We start from the raw sequence: 16,575 nt of genomic DNA, 5'->3' as shown, positions 1-16,575 counted from the left end.
CTTCGTATTGTTCCTATCTGAAAGGATCACTCCTAGTGTCTGATACCGCCCACAAGTCCTTCTCTAAGATCTTGGTGGCCAACCGCGGTGAGATTGCCGTGCGTGCCTTCCGCGCCGCCTTTGAGGTCGGTTCCAAGACCGTTGCAATTTACCCCAAGGAAGACCGCAACTCCTTCCACCGCGCCTTCGCGGACGAGGCCGTGCGCATTGGTACTGAGGGGCAGCCGGTTAAGGCTTATCTCGATATCGACGAGGTTATTCGCGCCGCCAAGAAGTCCGGTGCGGATGCCATTTACCCGGGTTATGGCTTCCTCTCGGAGCGCGCTGATTTGGCCCGCGCGTGCCGTGACAACGGCATTAAATTCATCGGCCCCACTGCGGAGACCTTGGACCTGACCGGTGATAAGGCCGCGGCAGTGGCTGCGGCCGAGGAGGCGGGTTTGCCGACTCTGAAGGACTCGAAGCCCTCGACGGACGTCGACGAACTGGCGGAATACGCCAAGGACTTTGAGTTCCCCGTCTTCGTGAAGGCAGTGGCCGGCGGCGGTGGCCGCGGCATGCGCTTCATCGAGAACGAGGCCGAGCTGAAGACCAAGTGCGCTGAGGCGTCGCGCGAGGCAGAGGCCGCCTTCGGTGACGGCCACGTCTACCTTGAGACCGCGGTCATTCGCCCGCAGCACATCGAGGTGCAGATTCTGGCTGACTCCCAGGGCAACGTCATGCACCTGTATGAGCGCGACTGCTCCGTGCAGCGCCGCCACCAGAAGGTCGTGGAGATCGCTCCGGCGCCGACGCTGGACCCGGAGCTGCGTGACCGCATCTGCGCCGACGCCGTGAAGTTCTGCGAGCACATTAACTACGAAGGCGCCGGTACCGTCGAGTTCCTCGTCGATGAAAAGGGCAACCACGTCTTCATCGAGATGAACCCGCGCGTGCAGGTCGAGCACACCGTGACCGAGGAGGTCACGGGCGTTGACATCGTGAAGTCCCAGATGCAGATTGCCGCGGGCCTCTCCCTAGAGGAGCTGGGCCTCAAGCAGGAGGATATCCACATCACCGGTGCGGCGCTGCAGTGCCGTATCACCACTGAGGACCCCTCCAACGGCTTCCGCCCGGATACCGGCACGCTGACCCAGTACCGCTCGCCGGGCGGCGCGGGCGTGCGTCTCGACGGTGCAACGGCCGTCGGTGCGGAGATCTCGCCGAACTTCGACTCCCTGCTGGTGAAGATGACCTGCCGCGGTGTCAACTTTGAACAAGCCGTGGCCCGTGCGCAGCGCGCGCTCAACGAGTTCACCGTGGCCGGCGTGGCCACCAACATCGGTTTCTTGCGCGCTCTGCTGCGCGAGCCGGACTTCGTCAACACCCGCGTGGACACCAGCTTCATTCCGGAGCACCCGGACCTGCTGAAGGCCCCGCCGGCCGTGGACGAATCTGGCCGCATCATCGATTACATCGCTGACGTGACCGTCAACAAGCCGAATGGCGAGCGCCCGACCACCCTGCGCCCCTTCGATAAGCTGCCGGATCTGGACTTTAACTCCGATCTGCCGCGCGGTTCCCGCGACGACTTGCTGGAGCTGGGCCCGAAGAAGTGGGCGGAGAAGATCCGCAAGCAGGACGCTCTGGCGGTCACCGATACCACTTTCCGCGATGCTCACCAGTCCCTGCTGGCCACCCGCGTACGCGGCACTGCTCTGGTCACCGCGGCGGAAGCCGTGGCCCGCATGACCCCTGAGCTCTATTCCGTGGAGGCATGGGGTGGCGCCACCTACGACGTGGCCATGCGCTTCCTCAAGGAGGACCCCTGGGTCCGCCTGGATCTGCTGCGTGAGGCCATGCCGAACCAGAACATCCAGATGCTGCTGCGCGGCCGCAACACCGTGGGCTACTCGCCGTACTCTAACGACGTGTGCACCGGCTTCGTGCAGGAGGCTGCCAAGTCCGGCGTGGATGTCTTCCGCATCTTTGACGCGCTGAACGACGTCAGCCAGATGCGCCCGGCTATCGACGCCGTCCTGGAGACCAACACCACCGTGGCCGAGGTTGCCATGGCCTACTCCGGTGACATGTGCTCCCCGGATGAGAAGCTCTACACGCTGGATTACTACCTCAAGCTGGCCGAAGAGATCGTCAACACCGGTGCCCACGTCCTGGCGATTAAGGACATGGCGGGCCTGCTGCGTCCGGAGTCTGCATCCAAGCTGGTTATGGCTCTGCGCAAGGAGTTCGACCTGCCGGTTCACGTGCACACGCACGATACCGCAGGCGGCCAGCTGGCTACCTACTACGCGGCAGCGCTGTCTGGCGCCGACATCGTGGATGGTGCCTCCGCACCGCTGGCGGGAACTACCTCCCAGCCTTCGCTGTCCGCCATCATCGCGGCGTTCTCGAACTCCTCGCGTGATACCGGCATCTCCCTCAAGGCAGTCTCCGATCTGGAGCCGTACTGGGAGGCCGTCCGCCAGCTCTACCAGCCCTTCGAGAAGGGTATTCCTGGACCGACCGGCCGCGTCTACCGCCACGAGATTCCAGGTGGCCAGCTGTCCAACCTGCGCGCGCAGGCTACCGCCCTGGGCTTGGAGGACCGCTTCGAGATCATCGAGGACACCTACGCTGCGGTGAATGAGATGCTCGGCCGCCCGACCAAGGTGACCCCGTCCTCCAAGGTGGTCGGTGACCTCGCCCTGCACCTTGTGGGCGCTGGCGTAGACCCGGCTGACTTCGAGGCCAACCCCACCAAGTACGACATCCCGGATTCCGTCATCGCCTTCCTGCGCGGTGAGCTCGGTACGCCTCCGGGTGGTTGGCCGCCGCTGCGCGACAAGGTCCTGGAAGGCCGTGCGCCTGGCGACGTCACCGTCAAGCCCGTCCCCGAAGAGGAGAAGGCACACCTGACTTCGGATGATTCCACTGAGCGCCGCGCTTCCCTCAACCGTCTGCTCTTCCCGAAGCAGTTCGAGGAGTTCAACGAGTTCCGCCGCACCTACGGCAACACCGAGGCACTGACGGACACCGTCTTCTTCTACGGTCTGGAAGAAGGTAAGGACTACATTGTTCACCACTTCCCGGAGGGCTCCAACGACCGCGCGGACCTCAAGCCCATCACCTTGCGTCTTGACGCAATGGGTGAGCCGGACGAGAAGGGCATCCGCAACGTCGTGCTCAACGTCAACGGCCAGATCCGCCCGCTCAAGGTGCGCGACAACAACGTCGAGTCCACCGTCGCCACCGTGGAAAAGGCTGACCCGTCCAACGAAGGCCACGTGGCCGCACCGTTTGCCGGCGTGGTGAACCCGACCGCCAAGCCTGGCGACGAGGTCAAGGCCGGCGACCAGATCGCCGTCATCGAGGCCATGAAGATGGAAGCCTCCATCTCCGCCACCAAGGATGGCACCATCGAGCGCGTCGCCATCGGCGCCGCCACCAAGGTTGAGGGCGGCGACCTCATCGCCGTTATCAACTAAAAGTCGACTTAGGTCGTGGATGGGTGAGCAGCGTCATTCTTGGCGCTGCTCACCGGTGGTTTCTGCGGTGGGGTGGGATTTTTCCGCACTGCATTGGCCTAAGTCAGGAGAGTGTCTCGCAAAAGGCATCTGGTAGAAGGCATCTTTGGGTCTAAAAACGCCATCTGCCCTGAGTGAAAGGCGTTTTTAACCGTGAAAACGCCTTTTGACTGATGCCTTTTGCCAGGCGCCTTTTGTCAGATGTCTCCAGCATCTCGATGGAGGCATGCAGACGTTGCGCGTTGTTAGGGGAGCGAAGAAGCTAGTCGCGTTTCGCGAAGATACGTGCAGCGTTCTACGGAAACGGTCGTTGTGACCCGACCTAGGTTATAGGCGGGTGAGCAACGTCGCTCTTGGCGCTGCCGTCGGCGCGCCGACGAAGGTGTCGAGTATAGTCGACACCCTTTGTCGGCTTGCGGTACTAGAAGCGCTTGAGCATCACGTGGGCATCCGGGCGGCCCGGGATGTCGATGTCGACGAAGCCTTCGGATTCATATAGCTTGCGGGCACCGCTGTTCTCCGGCTCAATCCACAGCGATACCGCAGGAGCCTCTTGGGCTTCGGCCAGGTCGCAGGTGTTGCGCAGGAGGCGTCGTCCAGCGCCGAGGCCCCTGTAGCGGGACTCCACAGCAATGAAGAGCTCGGGGATTTCCTCCGGATCTAGGTCGGTGGCCCACTGGGACTCATCAAAAGGATCTGCCTCGGGGTTGCCGGTGTAGGCGGCACCCTTCGCTTCAGTGGTGTAGTAGCGCAGCCACGCACCACCGACGGGAACGCGGTGGCTGGAGACTGCGATGACGCCGCCGTCGACATGGGGAGACCATTCATCGATGTACAGCCCTACGTCAGGTGTGTGGAAATCCCCGATATGGGCGTCCTCGTCACCGAGGACATCGGCGAGGAAAAGAAGGCGGGAGAGGTAGGTACGGTCGTGCTCCTTGGCCAACCGTACGCCGAACTCGGAATCGTTAACGCTCATGCCTTTCGAGGCTACTTGATCTCTGAATTTAGCTACTCACAGAGTGACTCGAGGGGGCGTGGGTGGCGCTATCCTGATGCGCCACTGTTGCATCCCCCCCAGAGCGACAAGTCAGCACCCCGGTAAGTAGTACTCAGCGGGCCAGTGACCCGGAGCAGAGCTCCACCGGGGTATCACGGACAGAGAGTACGTAACGTTGCTGACTGAAGCAAGGTTATTGCAGTGCTCCCTGGCCGCAAGGAAGCACCGGCAAATTACTTGATCTCCAGAATCGGCTCGCCCTTGTTGATCTGCGTGCCGGTGGATACCTTGAGGTCGGTCACGGTGCCGGACTTGTGGGCCTTGACGGGGTTCTCCATCTTCATGGCTTCGAGGACGACGACGACCTCGCCCTCTTCCACTTCCTGGCCTTCCTCGACGGCGACCTTGATGACGCTGCCCTGCATCGGTGCGGTCACGGTGTCACCGGACACGCTTGCCGACGCCCCCTTGCCACGACGCTTCTTCGACTTCTTGCGCTTGCTACCACCGCCCAAGAGCAGGTTGCCCGGCAGGGCCACCTCGATGCGGCGGCCGCCCACCTCGACGACGAACTTCTGGGCAGCCTCCTGCTCTTCGTCCTCGGGCGCTTCGGCGGGGTCGACGTATGCGGGGAGCTCGTTAACCCACTCTTCCTCGATCCACTTGGTGTAGACCGTGAAGTTGCCGTCCTCGGCGGTGAAAGCGGGATCGGTGAGGATGGCCTGGTGGAAGGGGATAACGGTGGGAAGACCCTCGATGCGGTACTCGGCCAGGGCGCGGCGTGCGCGCGCGATGGCGGTGGCACGATCCGGACCCCAGACGATGAGCTTGGCCAGCATGGAGTCGAACTGGCCGCCGATGACGGAGCCTTCACGTACACCGGAGTCCATGCGCACGCCCGGGCCGGAAGGCTCGGAGTAGGTGACAACCGTGCCGGGCGCCGGCATGAAGCCCGCGGCGGCGTCTTCGCCGTTGATGCGGAACTCGATGGCGTGGCCGCGCGGGGCGGGATCCTCGGAGATAGAGAGCTCACGGCCCTCAGCAATGCGGAACTGCTCGCGCACCAGGTCGAAGCCGGTGGTCTCCTCGGTAACGGGGTGCTCCACCTGGAGGCGGGTGTTGACCTCGAGGAAGGAGATGAGTCCGTCAGAACCGACGAGGTATTCCACGGTGCCGGCACCGTAGTAGCCGGCCTCGCGGCAGATGCGCTTGGCCGACTCGTGGATGGAGGCGCGCTGCTCATCGGTAAGGAAGGGGGCAGGGGCCTCCTCGACGAGCTTCTGGAAGCGGCGCTGCAGGGAGCAGTCACGGGTGCCCATGACGACGACGTTGCCGTGCTGGTCGGCGAGGACCTGGGCCTCGACGTGGCGGGCCTTATCCAGGTAGCGCTCGACGAAGCACTCTCCGCGGCCGAAAGCGGTAACGGCCTCGCGGGTGGCGGATTCGAAGAGGTCCTTGATCTCCTCGCGGGTGTGCGCGACCTTCATGCCGCGGCCACCGCCGCCGAAGGCGGCCTTGATGGCAACGGGGAGGCCGTGCTCATCGGCGAAGGCTTCGACTTCTTCTGCGCTGGCGACGGGATCCTTGGTGCCCGGTGCCATAGGAGCGTCAGCGCGCTCGGCGATGTGGCGGGCGGTGACCTTGTCACCCAGTTCCGCGATGGATTCCGGGGATGGGCCGATCCAGATCAGGCCGGCGTCGATGACGGCCTGAGCAAACTCGGCGTTCTCGGAGAGGAAGCCGTAGCCGGGGTGGATGGCGTCGGCGCCGGATTTGGAGGCGGCGTCGAGAATCTTGCCGAAGTCGAGGTATGACTCCGCGGAAGTCTGGCCGCCGAGTGCAAAGGCTTCGTCGGCAAGCGTGACGAATGGGGCATCGGCATCGGGCTCGGCGTAGACCGCTACGGATGCAATGTTGGCGTCGCGAGCCGCGCGGATAACGCGGACCGCAATCTCACCGCGGTTGGCCACGAGGACCTTGGTGATGTTCTTGGTTTCAACTGCCACGGCAGGAACCCTCCTCCATGATTTGTGATAGGACTGCGTACTATTCTTGCACACCAAAACATGAGGATACCTTCACATCTTGGTTTCGTGTCAAAAAATAAACCCGCACCAGCGCGGATGCGGGCTTATATCGGCGTGTTGCTAGCGCTCAACGGGCATGCGAACCATGTTGCCCCATTCTGCCCACGAGCCGTCGTAGACACGGGGTGCCTCGAATCCGAGCAGGTACTTGAGGACGAACCATGTGTGCGCGGCTTGGGCTCCGACGTGGGAGTAGAGGACGGTTTCCGTTGCCGGTTCGAGCTCGCCGTAGTTGACCTTCAGCTCGCTGAGCGCGCGGAAGCAGCCGTTCGGGTAAATCGCGCGGTCCCACTCGAGGTTGATGGCGCCGGGAATGTGGCCGTGGGTCATTGTGGTGCCGTAGGCGGACTCGCCGGCTCCAGCCTTGTGGGCGGCCTCGCCACAGAACTCCTCTGGGCTGCGGGTGTCAACCACCGTGGCGGAGGAGTCACGCAGCTCGTCGACGAAAATGCGCGAGGATTCCTCGCGGGAAACCTCCGGGTAGGAGGAAGCAGAAGGCTCGGGGACCATGAAGGAGGTGTCGCGTTCTTCGGACATCCAGGCGTCCCGTCCACCGTCGAGAAGCCGCACGTCCTCGTGGCCGTAGAGCTCGAAGACCCACAGCGCGAAAGCAGCCCACCAGTTGGACTTGTCGCCGTAGAGGACGACGGTGTCGTCGCGCTCAATACCCTTGGAGCGGAGGAGTGCGGTGAAATCCTCTGCGCTGATAATGTCCCTCGCTGTGCTGTCGAGCAGCTCAGTTTGGACGTTGATGCGGATCGCGGTGGGGATGTGGCCGATGTCGTAGAGGAGTGAGTCCTCATCAACCTCGATGACGTGGAGGCCGTTGATGCCCAGTCGCGCGGACAGCCACGGTGCGGACACGAGGCGCTCAGGGTGCGCGTATTCCTGGAAAGGGGGATTCGGGTCGAATTCGGCCACGGTCCACCTGCCTTTCTCGTTGAGGGGGAACGTTCGGTTCAACTCTAGCGTGCTGGGCGGACATGTGGTCACGGGGGAGGCGTATTTGTGGTGTTGGATACATTTCTTCTGCAGTTAGCGCTGCTGCACGTTCACTGGTTATAACAAGCGTGCAGGTCAGCGGCCAAAAAGTGCGGTACGCTTGCTTTTTATGCCTTTTCGGGGGTGCTTTTCTAGGTGAGCGCGAGGGTCCAACCTGGGTTATTTTAAGAAGTGACACTCACTAACCCCCTAGTGGAAGGGAATCACTGTGCACAAAGCAATCGTCGTCTTCGAGGTTGAGGGCGGATCCGATAAGCAGATCAACGGACACCGTAAGGACACCATGCCGATCGTCGACTGCATCAAGGATGCAGGTTGGCACGCCGAGGTCGTGTTCTACCGCCCTGAGTGGTCCGAGAAGCTCTTCGAGTATGTATCGGAGAACTTCGATGCCTACATCTCCCGCGTGAACCCGGGCAACATCCCGGGCGGTGAGAAGGGCTACTTCGATCTGCTCACCAAGCTGTCCGAGGCCGGACTGGTCGGCATGTCCACCCCGTACGAGATGATGGCCTATGGTGCCAAGGACGCCCTGGTCAAGCTCAATGACACGGACCTGGTTCCGGCTGACACCGCCGCCTACTACGACGTCGAGTCCTTCCACAAGACCTTCCCGACCTCGCTGTCCTACGGCGAGCGCGTGCTCAAGCAGAACCGTGGCTCCACCGGCTCCGGCATCTGGCGCGTGCGCCTTGCCGACGAGAAACTGGCCGAGTCCGTCGAGCCGGGCACCGCACTGCCGCTCGACACCAAGATCAAGTGCACCGAGGCTGTGGACAACCACACTGAGGAGCGCGAGCTCGGCGAGTTCATGGACTTCTGCGACCAGTACATCGTGGGTGACAACGGCATGCTCGTGGACATGCGCTTCATGCCGCGCATCGTCGAAGGCGAGATCCGCATTCTTCTCGTGGGCCCAGATCCGGTCTTCGTGGTGCACAAGAAGCCGGCCGAGGGCGGCGACGCCTTCTCCGCCACCCTGTTCTCCGGTGCCAAGTACACCTACCAGAAGCCGGAGGAGTGGCAGGAGCTGGTCGACATGTTCGCTGACGTCCGCCCGGTCATCGCTGAGAAGCTCGGTGGCGACAACATCCCGCTGATCTGGACTGCGGACTTCATGCTGGCTGATGGTGAGAATGGTGAGGACACCTACGTCCTTGGTGAGATTAACTGCTCCTGCGTGGGCTTCACCTCTGAGCTGGACATGGGCATCCAGGAGAAGGTGGCTGCTGAGGCCATCAAGCGCGTGGAGGCCAAGCACGCCTAAGCGTGTTGCTGTGCACTAGCCTTTGAGCACAAGCTTGTGATTGTTCCCCCGCCTGCGGCGGGGGAACTGTCGTTTTCTGGGGCGTGTTCCCCAAGCCGCGCTGCCGGTGAGCGAGATCTCAGGTACGTTCGGAGGGGTAAAAATTACGCCATTGTAGTGCTGTAGCGCGCTGCGAATTTCGATGATTCTCCGAAAGGTCTAACGAAAAAATGACGAACCCCAACCAGTTTGGTGAGAACGGCGATAACAGCGATAACCACGTCAACGGGTCCAACGGTGAGAACGCCGGGAACAACGGTTACAGCAGCTTCGGCGGTTACGATAGCTCCCAGTCAGGCAACGATGACGCTGCGTCCGCGTGGGGTAGCCAGGCATCGAACTCCGGTTTCGGCTGGGGTGGCCAGGCAGGATATGGCGACTACTCCGAGGGCTCCGCCGACTCGTCTGGATTCGGTTATTCCGCTCCCCAGGGTGCGCAGCCGGATGCTGAGAATCGCGGCTTTGACGCGTCCGGTTCGGGCTTTAATGCGTCCTCCGATTCCGCCGCGGACTCGGCCTATGATTCGGCGAAGAACAGCACGGAGTCTGGCACCGAGCACCCTTCCAGCTCCTCTGTCCCTGCTTCCGAAACCTTCGGCGGGCAAGATTCCCAAGCCTCTCACGGTACCTTTGGCGCTTCCTACGGCTCCTACAATGCCGACAGCGACGCGGGTGCGCAGAACTCCAGCGCCGAGCATAACTCTGGGGCCGATCACAATGCTGGCACCGATCACAACGCTGGCGCTGATCACGCTGCGGACTCCGTGAACTCGAACCAGAGCTATGGCGGCCAGAACTACGGTAATCAGGGCTATGACAACCAAGGGTATGGCGACAACCAAGGTTATGGCAGTCAGGGATTTTCTAACCAGGGTTATGGCTACGGCACCCCGTCGGAGTCGCACCAAGACCATGGCTTTGGGCAGCAGTCGGGAGAGGGCTTTGGAACCCCGGCTTCCCACTCCAACTCCGGCTTTGGTGGTTACCCCCAACAGAACCAAGGCTTTGGGGCACAAGGCCAGCAAGGTTTCGGCGCCCAAGAGCAGCAGGCTTTCGGCACGCAGGATCAGCAGGGCTTTGGTCAGCAAAACAACTCGCCCTTTGCCGCCTCCCCGCAGCAGGACTACCCACAGCAGAATTCACAGGGCGGCAGCCCCTCCAAGGGCGCTGGCTTCTTCAAGGCGTTGTTTGACTTCTCCTTCAATGACTTCGTCACCCTGAAGTTCTCCTCCTTCATCTACCTGCTGCTCGTCATCGTGGCAGGGGCAGCATGGGCGGGAATGATCCTCTTCTCCTTCTTTGCTTTCGCGGACAGCTTTCTCATCGGATTCTTGACGTTCCTTGGCGCTGTCATCGGTGGCGGAATCGCGTTCCTTTTCTACGTCATTCAGTTCCGCTTGATCTTGGAGTTCTTCGTGGCGAACATCCGCACCGCGCAGAACACCGGAGACCTTGTCTCTCAGGCGGATAGCGATAGCGATAAGGAATAGGTAGTCTCACGAGCTGCGCTTTTCGCAGACACGCTAATCCCGCGGCCTCAAATGTGAGGTCCGCGGGATTTTTACATGGAGGAGGGGCTGCCTGTCTGAGAATTCCGGTAGCCACCACAGTTGGTTTCAGTCATATGGTTCAGGTCAGATGGTTCATGTGCCCCAAACAAACCATCTGTGGCCTCCTAGGTGGTTTACTTTCCCCCAACTAAACCTTTTGAGTAGAACCAGGTGACTAGAACCATGTGCTTAATCTAGTAGCGTAGCGACGCACTCGGGGTCGGCGTCGGAGAGCATCTGGCGGATGCGGTCATACTCCGCGTCCTCACCGATGGCCTTCGCGGCGTGGCCAAGCGCGGCAATGGCGCGCAGAACGCCCTGGTTGGGTTCGTGGGAGAAGGGGACAGGGCCCCAGCCCTTCCAACCATTGCCGCGCAGGCGGTCGAGGCTGCGGTGGTAGCCGGTGCGCGCGTAGGCGTAGGCGGTGATGAAGGCGGTGGGCTCAGCGCCCGCGTGCTTCTTCAGCTCCTGCTCCGCCAGCAGCGCCCACAGCAGCGGGGAATCCGGGTGGGCGACAATTCCCGCGGTGAGATCAGCGGTGCTGTCAGCACCCGGATCGGCGGGCAGATTGATGGGTGGGGGAGCGAGCATGTCTTTCATTTCCATGCCGCCCCACTCTAGCCATGTGGCAGTGAGGCCACCAGAGGGGGCGAGCTTGGATACGACTAGTCGAGGCTAAGGCTGAGGTCCGACTGGCGCCGCGAAGGCTTTGAAGCGTTCGTATACGTCATAAGGGTTACTCGAGAACTGGGAGGGAATTGAACTCGGCTGCTTTAGGTAGTGCGCGTAAGACTGAACCCGCCACTATCAAGCAAGAGATAACCGAGCACAGAACACATAGTGCCATGCTTGCCTGAAAACCAATTGCAGAAAGAAGAACGCCTGCGCTGGTGGAGGCGATGATTGGAAGTAGTCCCATCATTAGGCGTGCTCCTGCCGAGCACTTACCTATCTTTTCAGGGGGTGCAGATAACGCAAGTAGTCCACCAGAGTACGAGTTACATGCGATCGAGGGAATGACGATGAAAAATGCTGCGACTGCGATAAGCGGCCAATAATGGGAAAACACGAGAAGAAATATGTACCACATTAATTCCCAGAGCATGGTTGCTCGGATTATGTTTCTTCCAGGTAATCGCTTGATGAGGTGGTCCTGAAAAAATCCTCCAACAATCATGCCTAGGGTAAACATGGTTGAAGTTAAGCCGATTATCCAGCCATCAACTTTAAGATAGGCCAACCATAGATCTATGGACGCGATGAGGAAAAAATTGGCAAAATTCGAGCATAAATCGATGCTGAAAATTGCCCGGAGCACCGGATATTTCCAAATCCAAGCCAAAGAATATTTGGTATCGGACCAGAACTCTGTAAATGAATACTTCTGGTCACTGATTGTTTCACCTAGGTTTGCATTGATGCTCCTTGAAGCATATACGGGACCAAGCCCTGACAGGGATTGTGCGATAAAAGGAATAACCGGCGCCAGTCCGTAAAGTAGGCCTCCTAAGGGTAATCCAACCATCCAGATAATGTTGTCTCGAGTTTGGTTACGGCCTTGTGCTTGGACAAGTAAATTCTCTGGGATGATGAATCTCAGAATGGCATTGGTTAGCCCTCCGAAGGTGCCTGTAATCATCCCAGCAAAAACGCTGAAGAAGAATAAGGAGATGAAGGCGAATTTACCCAGGCAGAGGAGTAGGGAAAAGGAAGACCAGATAGCAATCTGACTCAGGCCGTAAAGGAGAAGCAGATTCTTCTTATCGACGCGATCAATGATCATTCCGGCTGGGATGGTCATGATCAAGGAGCCAGCTGAGCTTGCTGCTCCGATGAGACCTGCTTGGCTTAGACTTCCAGTGAGGTGGAAGCTCGCAAGCGAAACGGGGATGGCAATGAGGGATGAACCCAAAGCGCTTGTTGTGTCGGCGAAGAACCACCGTAAGTAATCGGGATGACGCTTGCGTACAATAGTCCAAAAATTTCCACCAGTAGTATTGTGATCTTGCATCGGTTCTCTCTATGTTTTGACAACCGCGACTGGAAACTCATGCGCGCAGCATGAACCCAGCGTCGGATTTTCGGGGTAGACAATTCTTTCGGCGGTGAAATATTGACCCGTCGAAAGCAGCGGTGTGTCAAATAGAAATTACTGATGCAGCAATGAGGACATGGTGTGCTCCAAGTTCCTTACTTAAGCTCTGTGCGAGTTCCTGAAGCGATTTAAAACCTGCAGATTGCAGGATCTAATTCCGCTCTCTCGCATGCAGTGAAATGTGAATCACATAATATCGGTGATTAAAAATCCAGTCAATAGGTTTGATTAAACCCAGAAGCCGGAAACGTTGAGCCCAAAGGAATACAGCGCGCGGCGCAGCACCGGCAGCGAAAGCCCGATGACGGAGGAAGGATCGCCCTCAATGCGGTCGATGAACCAGCCGCCGAGGGCTTCCAAGGTAAAGGCGCCGGCGCATTCCAGCGGCTCGCCGGTGCGGGCGTAGGCCTCGATATCGGCGTCCGAGGCCTGGGCAAAGTGCACCGTCGTGCGCGAGGCTTCAACGAAGCGCTCCTCGCCGTAGAGCACGCAGTGACCGGTGATGAGCTCCGCAGCGCGGCCGGCCTGCGCGTGCCAGCGCTCCACGGTGGCCTCGGGGGTGTGGGGTTTGCCTTGGAGGGAGCCGTCGAGAAGCAGCATTGAATCCCCACCCACCACGACGTCCTCGGGATAGTCGGCAGCAATGGCCTCCGCCTTCGCAGCAGCCAAGGCGCAGACGATCTCGGCGGGCTCAGCACCCGCCAGGCGCTCCTCGATGGCGCGCTCGTCCACGTGAGCCGGGGCGATGACGGGTTCCACGCCCGCACCCCGCAGGATGGACAGGCGGGAGGGGGACTGGGAGGCCAGAACCAGGCGCATGCGCTTAGTAGTAGCGGACGTTGCGGAAGGCGGACGGGTTGAATACGTCACCCGGCTGTCCCCACAGGTCGCGCTCAGAGCGGGTATCGGCGGCCTTGGCGCGCGCCTCAGAGTCGAGCTGGCTGAGCACCGTGGATAGGGCCGCCACCTCAGCGTCGGTGGGGTTGCCGCGCAGAACGGTAAACAGGGAAGCGGTCATTGGACACCTCTACAAAACGATATTGCCGTGCTTCTTCGGCAGGGTCGGAATAATCTTGCGATCCAGCAGGCGCAGGCCCTCAATGAGGGAGCCACGCGTGGCTGCCGGGGTAATAACGGAATCGACGAGACCGCGCTCAGCGGCCTGGTACGGGGTCAGGTAGGCGGCGGCCTCCTCCTCGCTCAGCTCTAGCTCGGAGGCCAGTGCGGGGGCATCGGCCACGGCGATCTCGGCCGTCGGCCACGCATAGGACAGATCCGCGCCGAGCTCCTTGGAGCCGAAGGCGATGTATCCGGTACCGTGCGCGCGGCGGACGATGACGCTGATCTTGCCCACGCTCGCCGCGGAGTAGGCGTGCACCAGCTTGGCCAGCGCCGCCTTCTCCACGTCCAGTGCCGGAGTATCGACGAACTCGATGATGGGAGTATTGAAGGCATCGCACAGTCGGATGAAACGCGCGGCCTTAGCGGCAGCTTCCGCATCGAGGGTGTCGCGGTTGGCGATGATGCCCACCGTGCGTCCCTCGACGCGACCGAAACCAGTGAAGACACCGCGCACCTGGGCGCCGAGTTCAAAGACATCCTCACAGGTGGCGGTGACCACGTCGGCGAGATCGACGGCGCCGTCATCGCCCACGAGGGTATCGAGGACATGGTCGGCGTCGGTGATGTTCTCCTCCACAGAGCCCGCAACGATGGTGGCCTCGGTGCGGGGAGCGGCGGCACGGTTATTCGAGGGCAGGTAGGAGAGCACGCGCTTGGCGACGCTCACCTCGTGCTCCCCATCCGCCTGCAGGTCACCGTCCGGAGCGATAACGACATCGGACAACGCAGCCACGAGCGAGGCCTCCTTCGAGTCCGCGTAGACCGCTGTGACCTGCGGGATGAGGCCGGAAGCAGTGGTGGCGCGGGCAAGGATGCGGGCCTGCATGGCGGAGGAGACAATGCCTTCCTGGGCGCGGGGCTTGTCGCTGGCGACGAGTGCGACGATGGGCACGCCGGTCTTAATGGCGAGGTCGTAGAGCTTGGTGACCTTTTCGCCGTAGACCTCGCCCATGGTGCCGTCGAACAGCGAGGCGTCCTGCGCATAAGCGCAGACCTTGCGGCCGTCCACGGTGCCGAAACCGGTGACGACACCGTCGGTGTAGGGCCGGACGTGCTCGCGGCCGAACTCGGTGGAGCGGTGGCGAGCAAGCGCGTCGGTCTCTACGAAGGATCCGGCATCGAAGAGCGCCTCGATGGCGCTGCGAGCCGCAGGGACCTCTCCCTGCGGCGCACGGGACTCGGTGAGCTTGGCGCTGAGGTCCTCGATCTTGCCAGCGGTCGTCTTCAAGTCAGTCATGGGACACTAGTGTAATACAGTGCGTCTTCTGTACTAATCTGTGCCGATCCGAGTGCGCGTTAGAGCGGGATGTTGCCGTGCTTACGCGCCGGGCGCGCGACGTTCTTGTCGGCGAAGAAGCGCAAGTTTTTGGCAATTGCACTGCGGGTTTCGGAGGGGAGAATGACGGCGTCGATAAGCCCGCGCTCCGCTGCCTTATACGGGTTGAGCATGTGGTCTTCATACTCGCGCTCGAAGGACTTGGTCAGCTCAGCCACGTCGAGGCCCTTTTCGTGGGCTGCCTTGATCTCCTTGCGGTAGATGAAGCCGACGGCGCCGGCTGCGCCCATGACGGCGATCTGGGCGGTGGGCCACGCCAGGTTGACGTCCGCGCCGAGGCCCTTGGAACCCATCACGCAGTAGGCACCACCGTAGGCCTTGCGCAGGGTGACGGTGATCTTCGGAACCGTGGCCTCGGCGTAGGCGTAGAGAAGCTTGGCGCCGCGGCGCAGGATGCCATCGTGTTCCTGATCGGCGCCGGGGAGGAAGCCGGGAACGTCGACCAGCATGATGATCGGGATGTTAAAGGCATCGCAGGTGCGCACGAAGCGGGCGGCTTTCTCGGAGGAATCAATGTCGAGGCAGCCGGCGAAAACCTGCGGTTGGTTGGCCACAAAGCCCACGGTCTGGCCCTCGATGCGGCCGAAGGCGGTCACCACGTTATCGGCGCGATCAGCCTGGATCTCCAGGTAATCGCCGTCATCGGTGAGGGTTTCGATGACTTCCTTGACGTCATAGGGCTGGTTCGGGGAGTCCGGGATGATTTCATCCAGCAGGAGGTCATTGGCAGTCTCTTCGCCCAGCTCCTCGTAGGGCTCAGCCGGTGTCAGCTGGCGGTTATTGGAAGGCAGGTAGGTCAGCAGGTCGTGGACCCAATCCAGTGCTTCCTCGTCGCTAGAAGCGGTGTAGTGCGAGGTGCCCGACTTGTGCATGTGGACTCCGGCGCCGCCGAGTTCCTCTTGGGAGATCTCCTCGCCGGTGACGGTCTTGATGACGTCGGGCCCGGTGACGAACATCTTGGACTTCTCATCCACCATCACGACGAAGTCGGTCAGCGCAGGGGAGTAGGCGTTGCCGCCGGCGCAGGCGCCCATGATGACGGAGATCTGCGGGACGACGCCGGAGGCCTTGACGTTTTGGTAGAAGGTCTTGGCAATCCAGTCCAGGGAGACGGCACCGTCCTGGATTCGGGCGCCGGCACCTTCGTACAGGCCGATGAGTGGACGACCGGTAGTGATGGACAGCTCCATGATCTTGATCATCTTCTCGCCGTAGACCTCGCCGAGGGCGCCTCCGAAGACGGTTCCGTCCTGGGAGAAGATGCAGACCTCGCGGCCGTCGATGGTGCCCCAGCCGGTGACGATGCCGTCAGTGACCGGGCGCTTCTTGCCCATACCGAAGTCCGTGGTGCGGTGCACGGCGAGCATGTCAGTCTCGACGAAGGAACCTTCATCGAGGAGGTAGTCCAAGCGATCCCGGGCGGTGAGGCGGCCCTGGGCGCGGACTTTTTCGTGGGCCTGTTCGCCCATGGGCTGCGCCGCTGCTTCGCGACGCCTCTTCAGTTCAGCGATCTTGCCTGCGGTGGTGTCGGCGCTCAGGGAGTCAAGCTCCGACAAATGTGAGGAAATAGT

The 16,575-nt window shown here is 61.2% G+C and carries 12 protein-coding genes; 3 read left to right on the top strand and 9 right to left on the bottom strand.

Annotated elements, in window-relative coordinates; all coding sequences use genetic code 11:
- The first annotated feature begins 35 nt into the window (after positions 1 to 35).
- Positions 36 to 3,467: a pyruvate carboxylase gene (locus HMPREF2565_RS10800; protein ID WP_071407346.1), complete on the top strand. Its 3,432-nt coding sequence runs from the start codon at positions 36 to 38 to the stop codon at positions 3,465 to 3,467.
- A 460-nt stretch (positions 3,468 to 3,927) separates the two neighbouring features.
- On the opposite strand, the gene HMPREF2565_RS10795 is transcribed toward HMPREF2565_RS10800, so the two are convergent.
- The 3 genes from HMPREF2565_RS10795 to HMPREF2565_RS10785 form a co-directional block, all read right to left on the bottom strand.
- Positions 3,928 to 4,485 (bottom strand): GNAT family N-acetyltransferase, encoded by a 558-nt coding sequence (locus HMPREF2565_RS10795; RefSeq protein WP_049154352.1) that lies wholly within the window; start codon positions 4,483 to 4,485, stop codon positions 3,928 to 3,930.
- A gap of 254 nt (positions 4,486 to 4,739) precedes the next feature.
- A complete protein-coding gene (locus tag HMPREF2565_RS10790; protein WP_046648353.1) occupies positions 4,740 to 6,512 on the bottom strand; it encodes an ATP-binding protein in 1,773 nt (590 codons plus the stop codon).
- A 141-nt stretch (positions 6,513 to 6,653) separates the two neighbouring features.
- Entirely contained in the window at positions 6,654 to 7,514 is an 861-nt protein-coding gene (locus HMPREF2565_RS10785) for a sulfurtransferase (RefSeq protein ID WP_046648352.1), read from the bottom strand.
- 289 nt (positions 7,515 to 7,803) lie between these two features.
- Here HMPREF2565_RS10785 and HMPREF2565_RS10780 point away from each other — a divergent pair, with 289 nt between their 5' ends.
- Both HMPREF2565_RS10780 and HMPREF2565_RS10775 read left to right on the top strand, forming a co-directional pair.
- Positions 7,804 to 8,862: a Cj0069 family protein gene (locus tag HMPREF2565_RS10780; RefSeq protein ID WP_071407345.1), complete on the top strand. Its 1,059-nt coding sequence runs from the start codon at positions 7,804 to 7,806 to the stop codon at positions 8,860 to 8,862.
- A gap of 209 nt (positions 8,863 to 9,071) precedes the next feature.
- Positions 9,072 to 10,391: a DUF4282 domain-containing protein gene (locus tag HMPREF2565_RS10775; RefSeq protein WP_046648350.1), complete on the top strand. Its 1,320-nt coding sequence runs from the start codon at positions 9,072 to 9,074 to the stop codon at positions 10,389 to 10,391.
- Between the two features lie 249 nt (positions 10,392 to 10,640).
- On the opposite strand, the gene HMPREF2565_RS10770 is transcribed toward HMPREF2565_RS10775, so the two are convergent.
- The 6 genes from HMPREF2565_RS10770 to HMPREF2565_RS10745 form a co-directional block, all read right to left on the bottom strand.
- Positions 10,641 to 11,057, bottom strand: a complete 417-nt coding sequence (locus HMPREF2565_RS10770) for a DUF3151 domain-containing protein (protein ID WP_071407344.1) — start codon at positions 11,055 to 11,057, stop codon at positions 10,641 to 10,643.
- 130 nt (positions 11,058 to 11,187) lie between these two features.
- Complete coding sequence (locus HMPREF2565_RS10765; protein WP_071407343.1) at positions 11,188 to 12,462, bottom strand: MFS transporter; 1,275 nt, start codon at positions 12,460 to 12,462, stop codon at positions 11,188 to 11,190.
- A 312-nt stretch (positions 12,463 to 12,774) separates the two neighbouring features.
- A complete protein-coding gene (locus tag HMPREF2565_RS10760) occupies positions 12,775 to 13,365 on the bottom strand; it encodes a Maf family protein (RefSeq protein ID WP_046647025.1) in 591 nt (196 codons plus the stop codon).
- Between the two features lie 4 nt (positions 13,366 to 13,369).
- Positions 13,370 to 13,564: an acyl-CoA carboxylase subunit epsilon gene (locus HMPREF2565_RS10755; RefSeq protein ID WP_046647024.1), complete on the bottom strand. Its 195-nt coding sequence runs from the start codon at positions 13,562 to 13,564 to the stop codon at positions 13,370 to 13,372.
- Between the two features lie 9 nt (positions 13,565 to 13,573).
- A complete protein-coding gene (locus HMPREF2565_RS10750) occupies positions 13,574 to 14,905 on the bottom strand; it encodes a carboxyl transferase domain-containing protein (protein ID WP_046647023.1) in 1,332 nt (443 codons plus the stop codon).
- Positions 14,906 to 14,964: 59 nt separating this feature from the next.
- Positions 14,965 to 16,575 (bottom strand): acyl-CoA carboxylase subunit beta (locus HMPREF2565_RS10745; RefSeq protein WP_246819148.1); only part of this gene is annotated, 1,611 nt, incomplete at its 5' end.

It is taken from the genome of Corynebacterium sp. HMSC072A04, assembly GCF_001809235.1.
GTDB lineage: Bacteria > Actinomycetota > Actinomycetes > Mycobacteriales > Mycobacteriaceae > Corynebacterium > Corynebacterium hiratae.
Note: the sequence above shows the minus strand (reverse complement) of the source record. Positions and strands in the feature narration are given on the sequence as shown.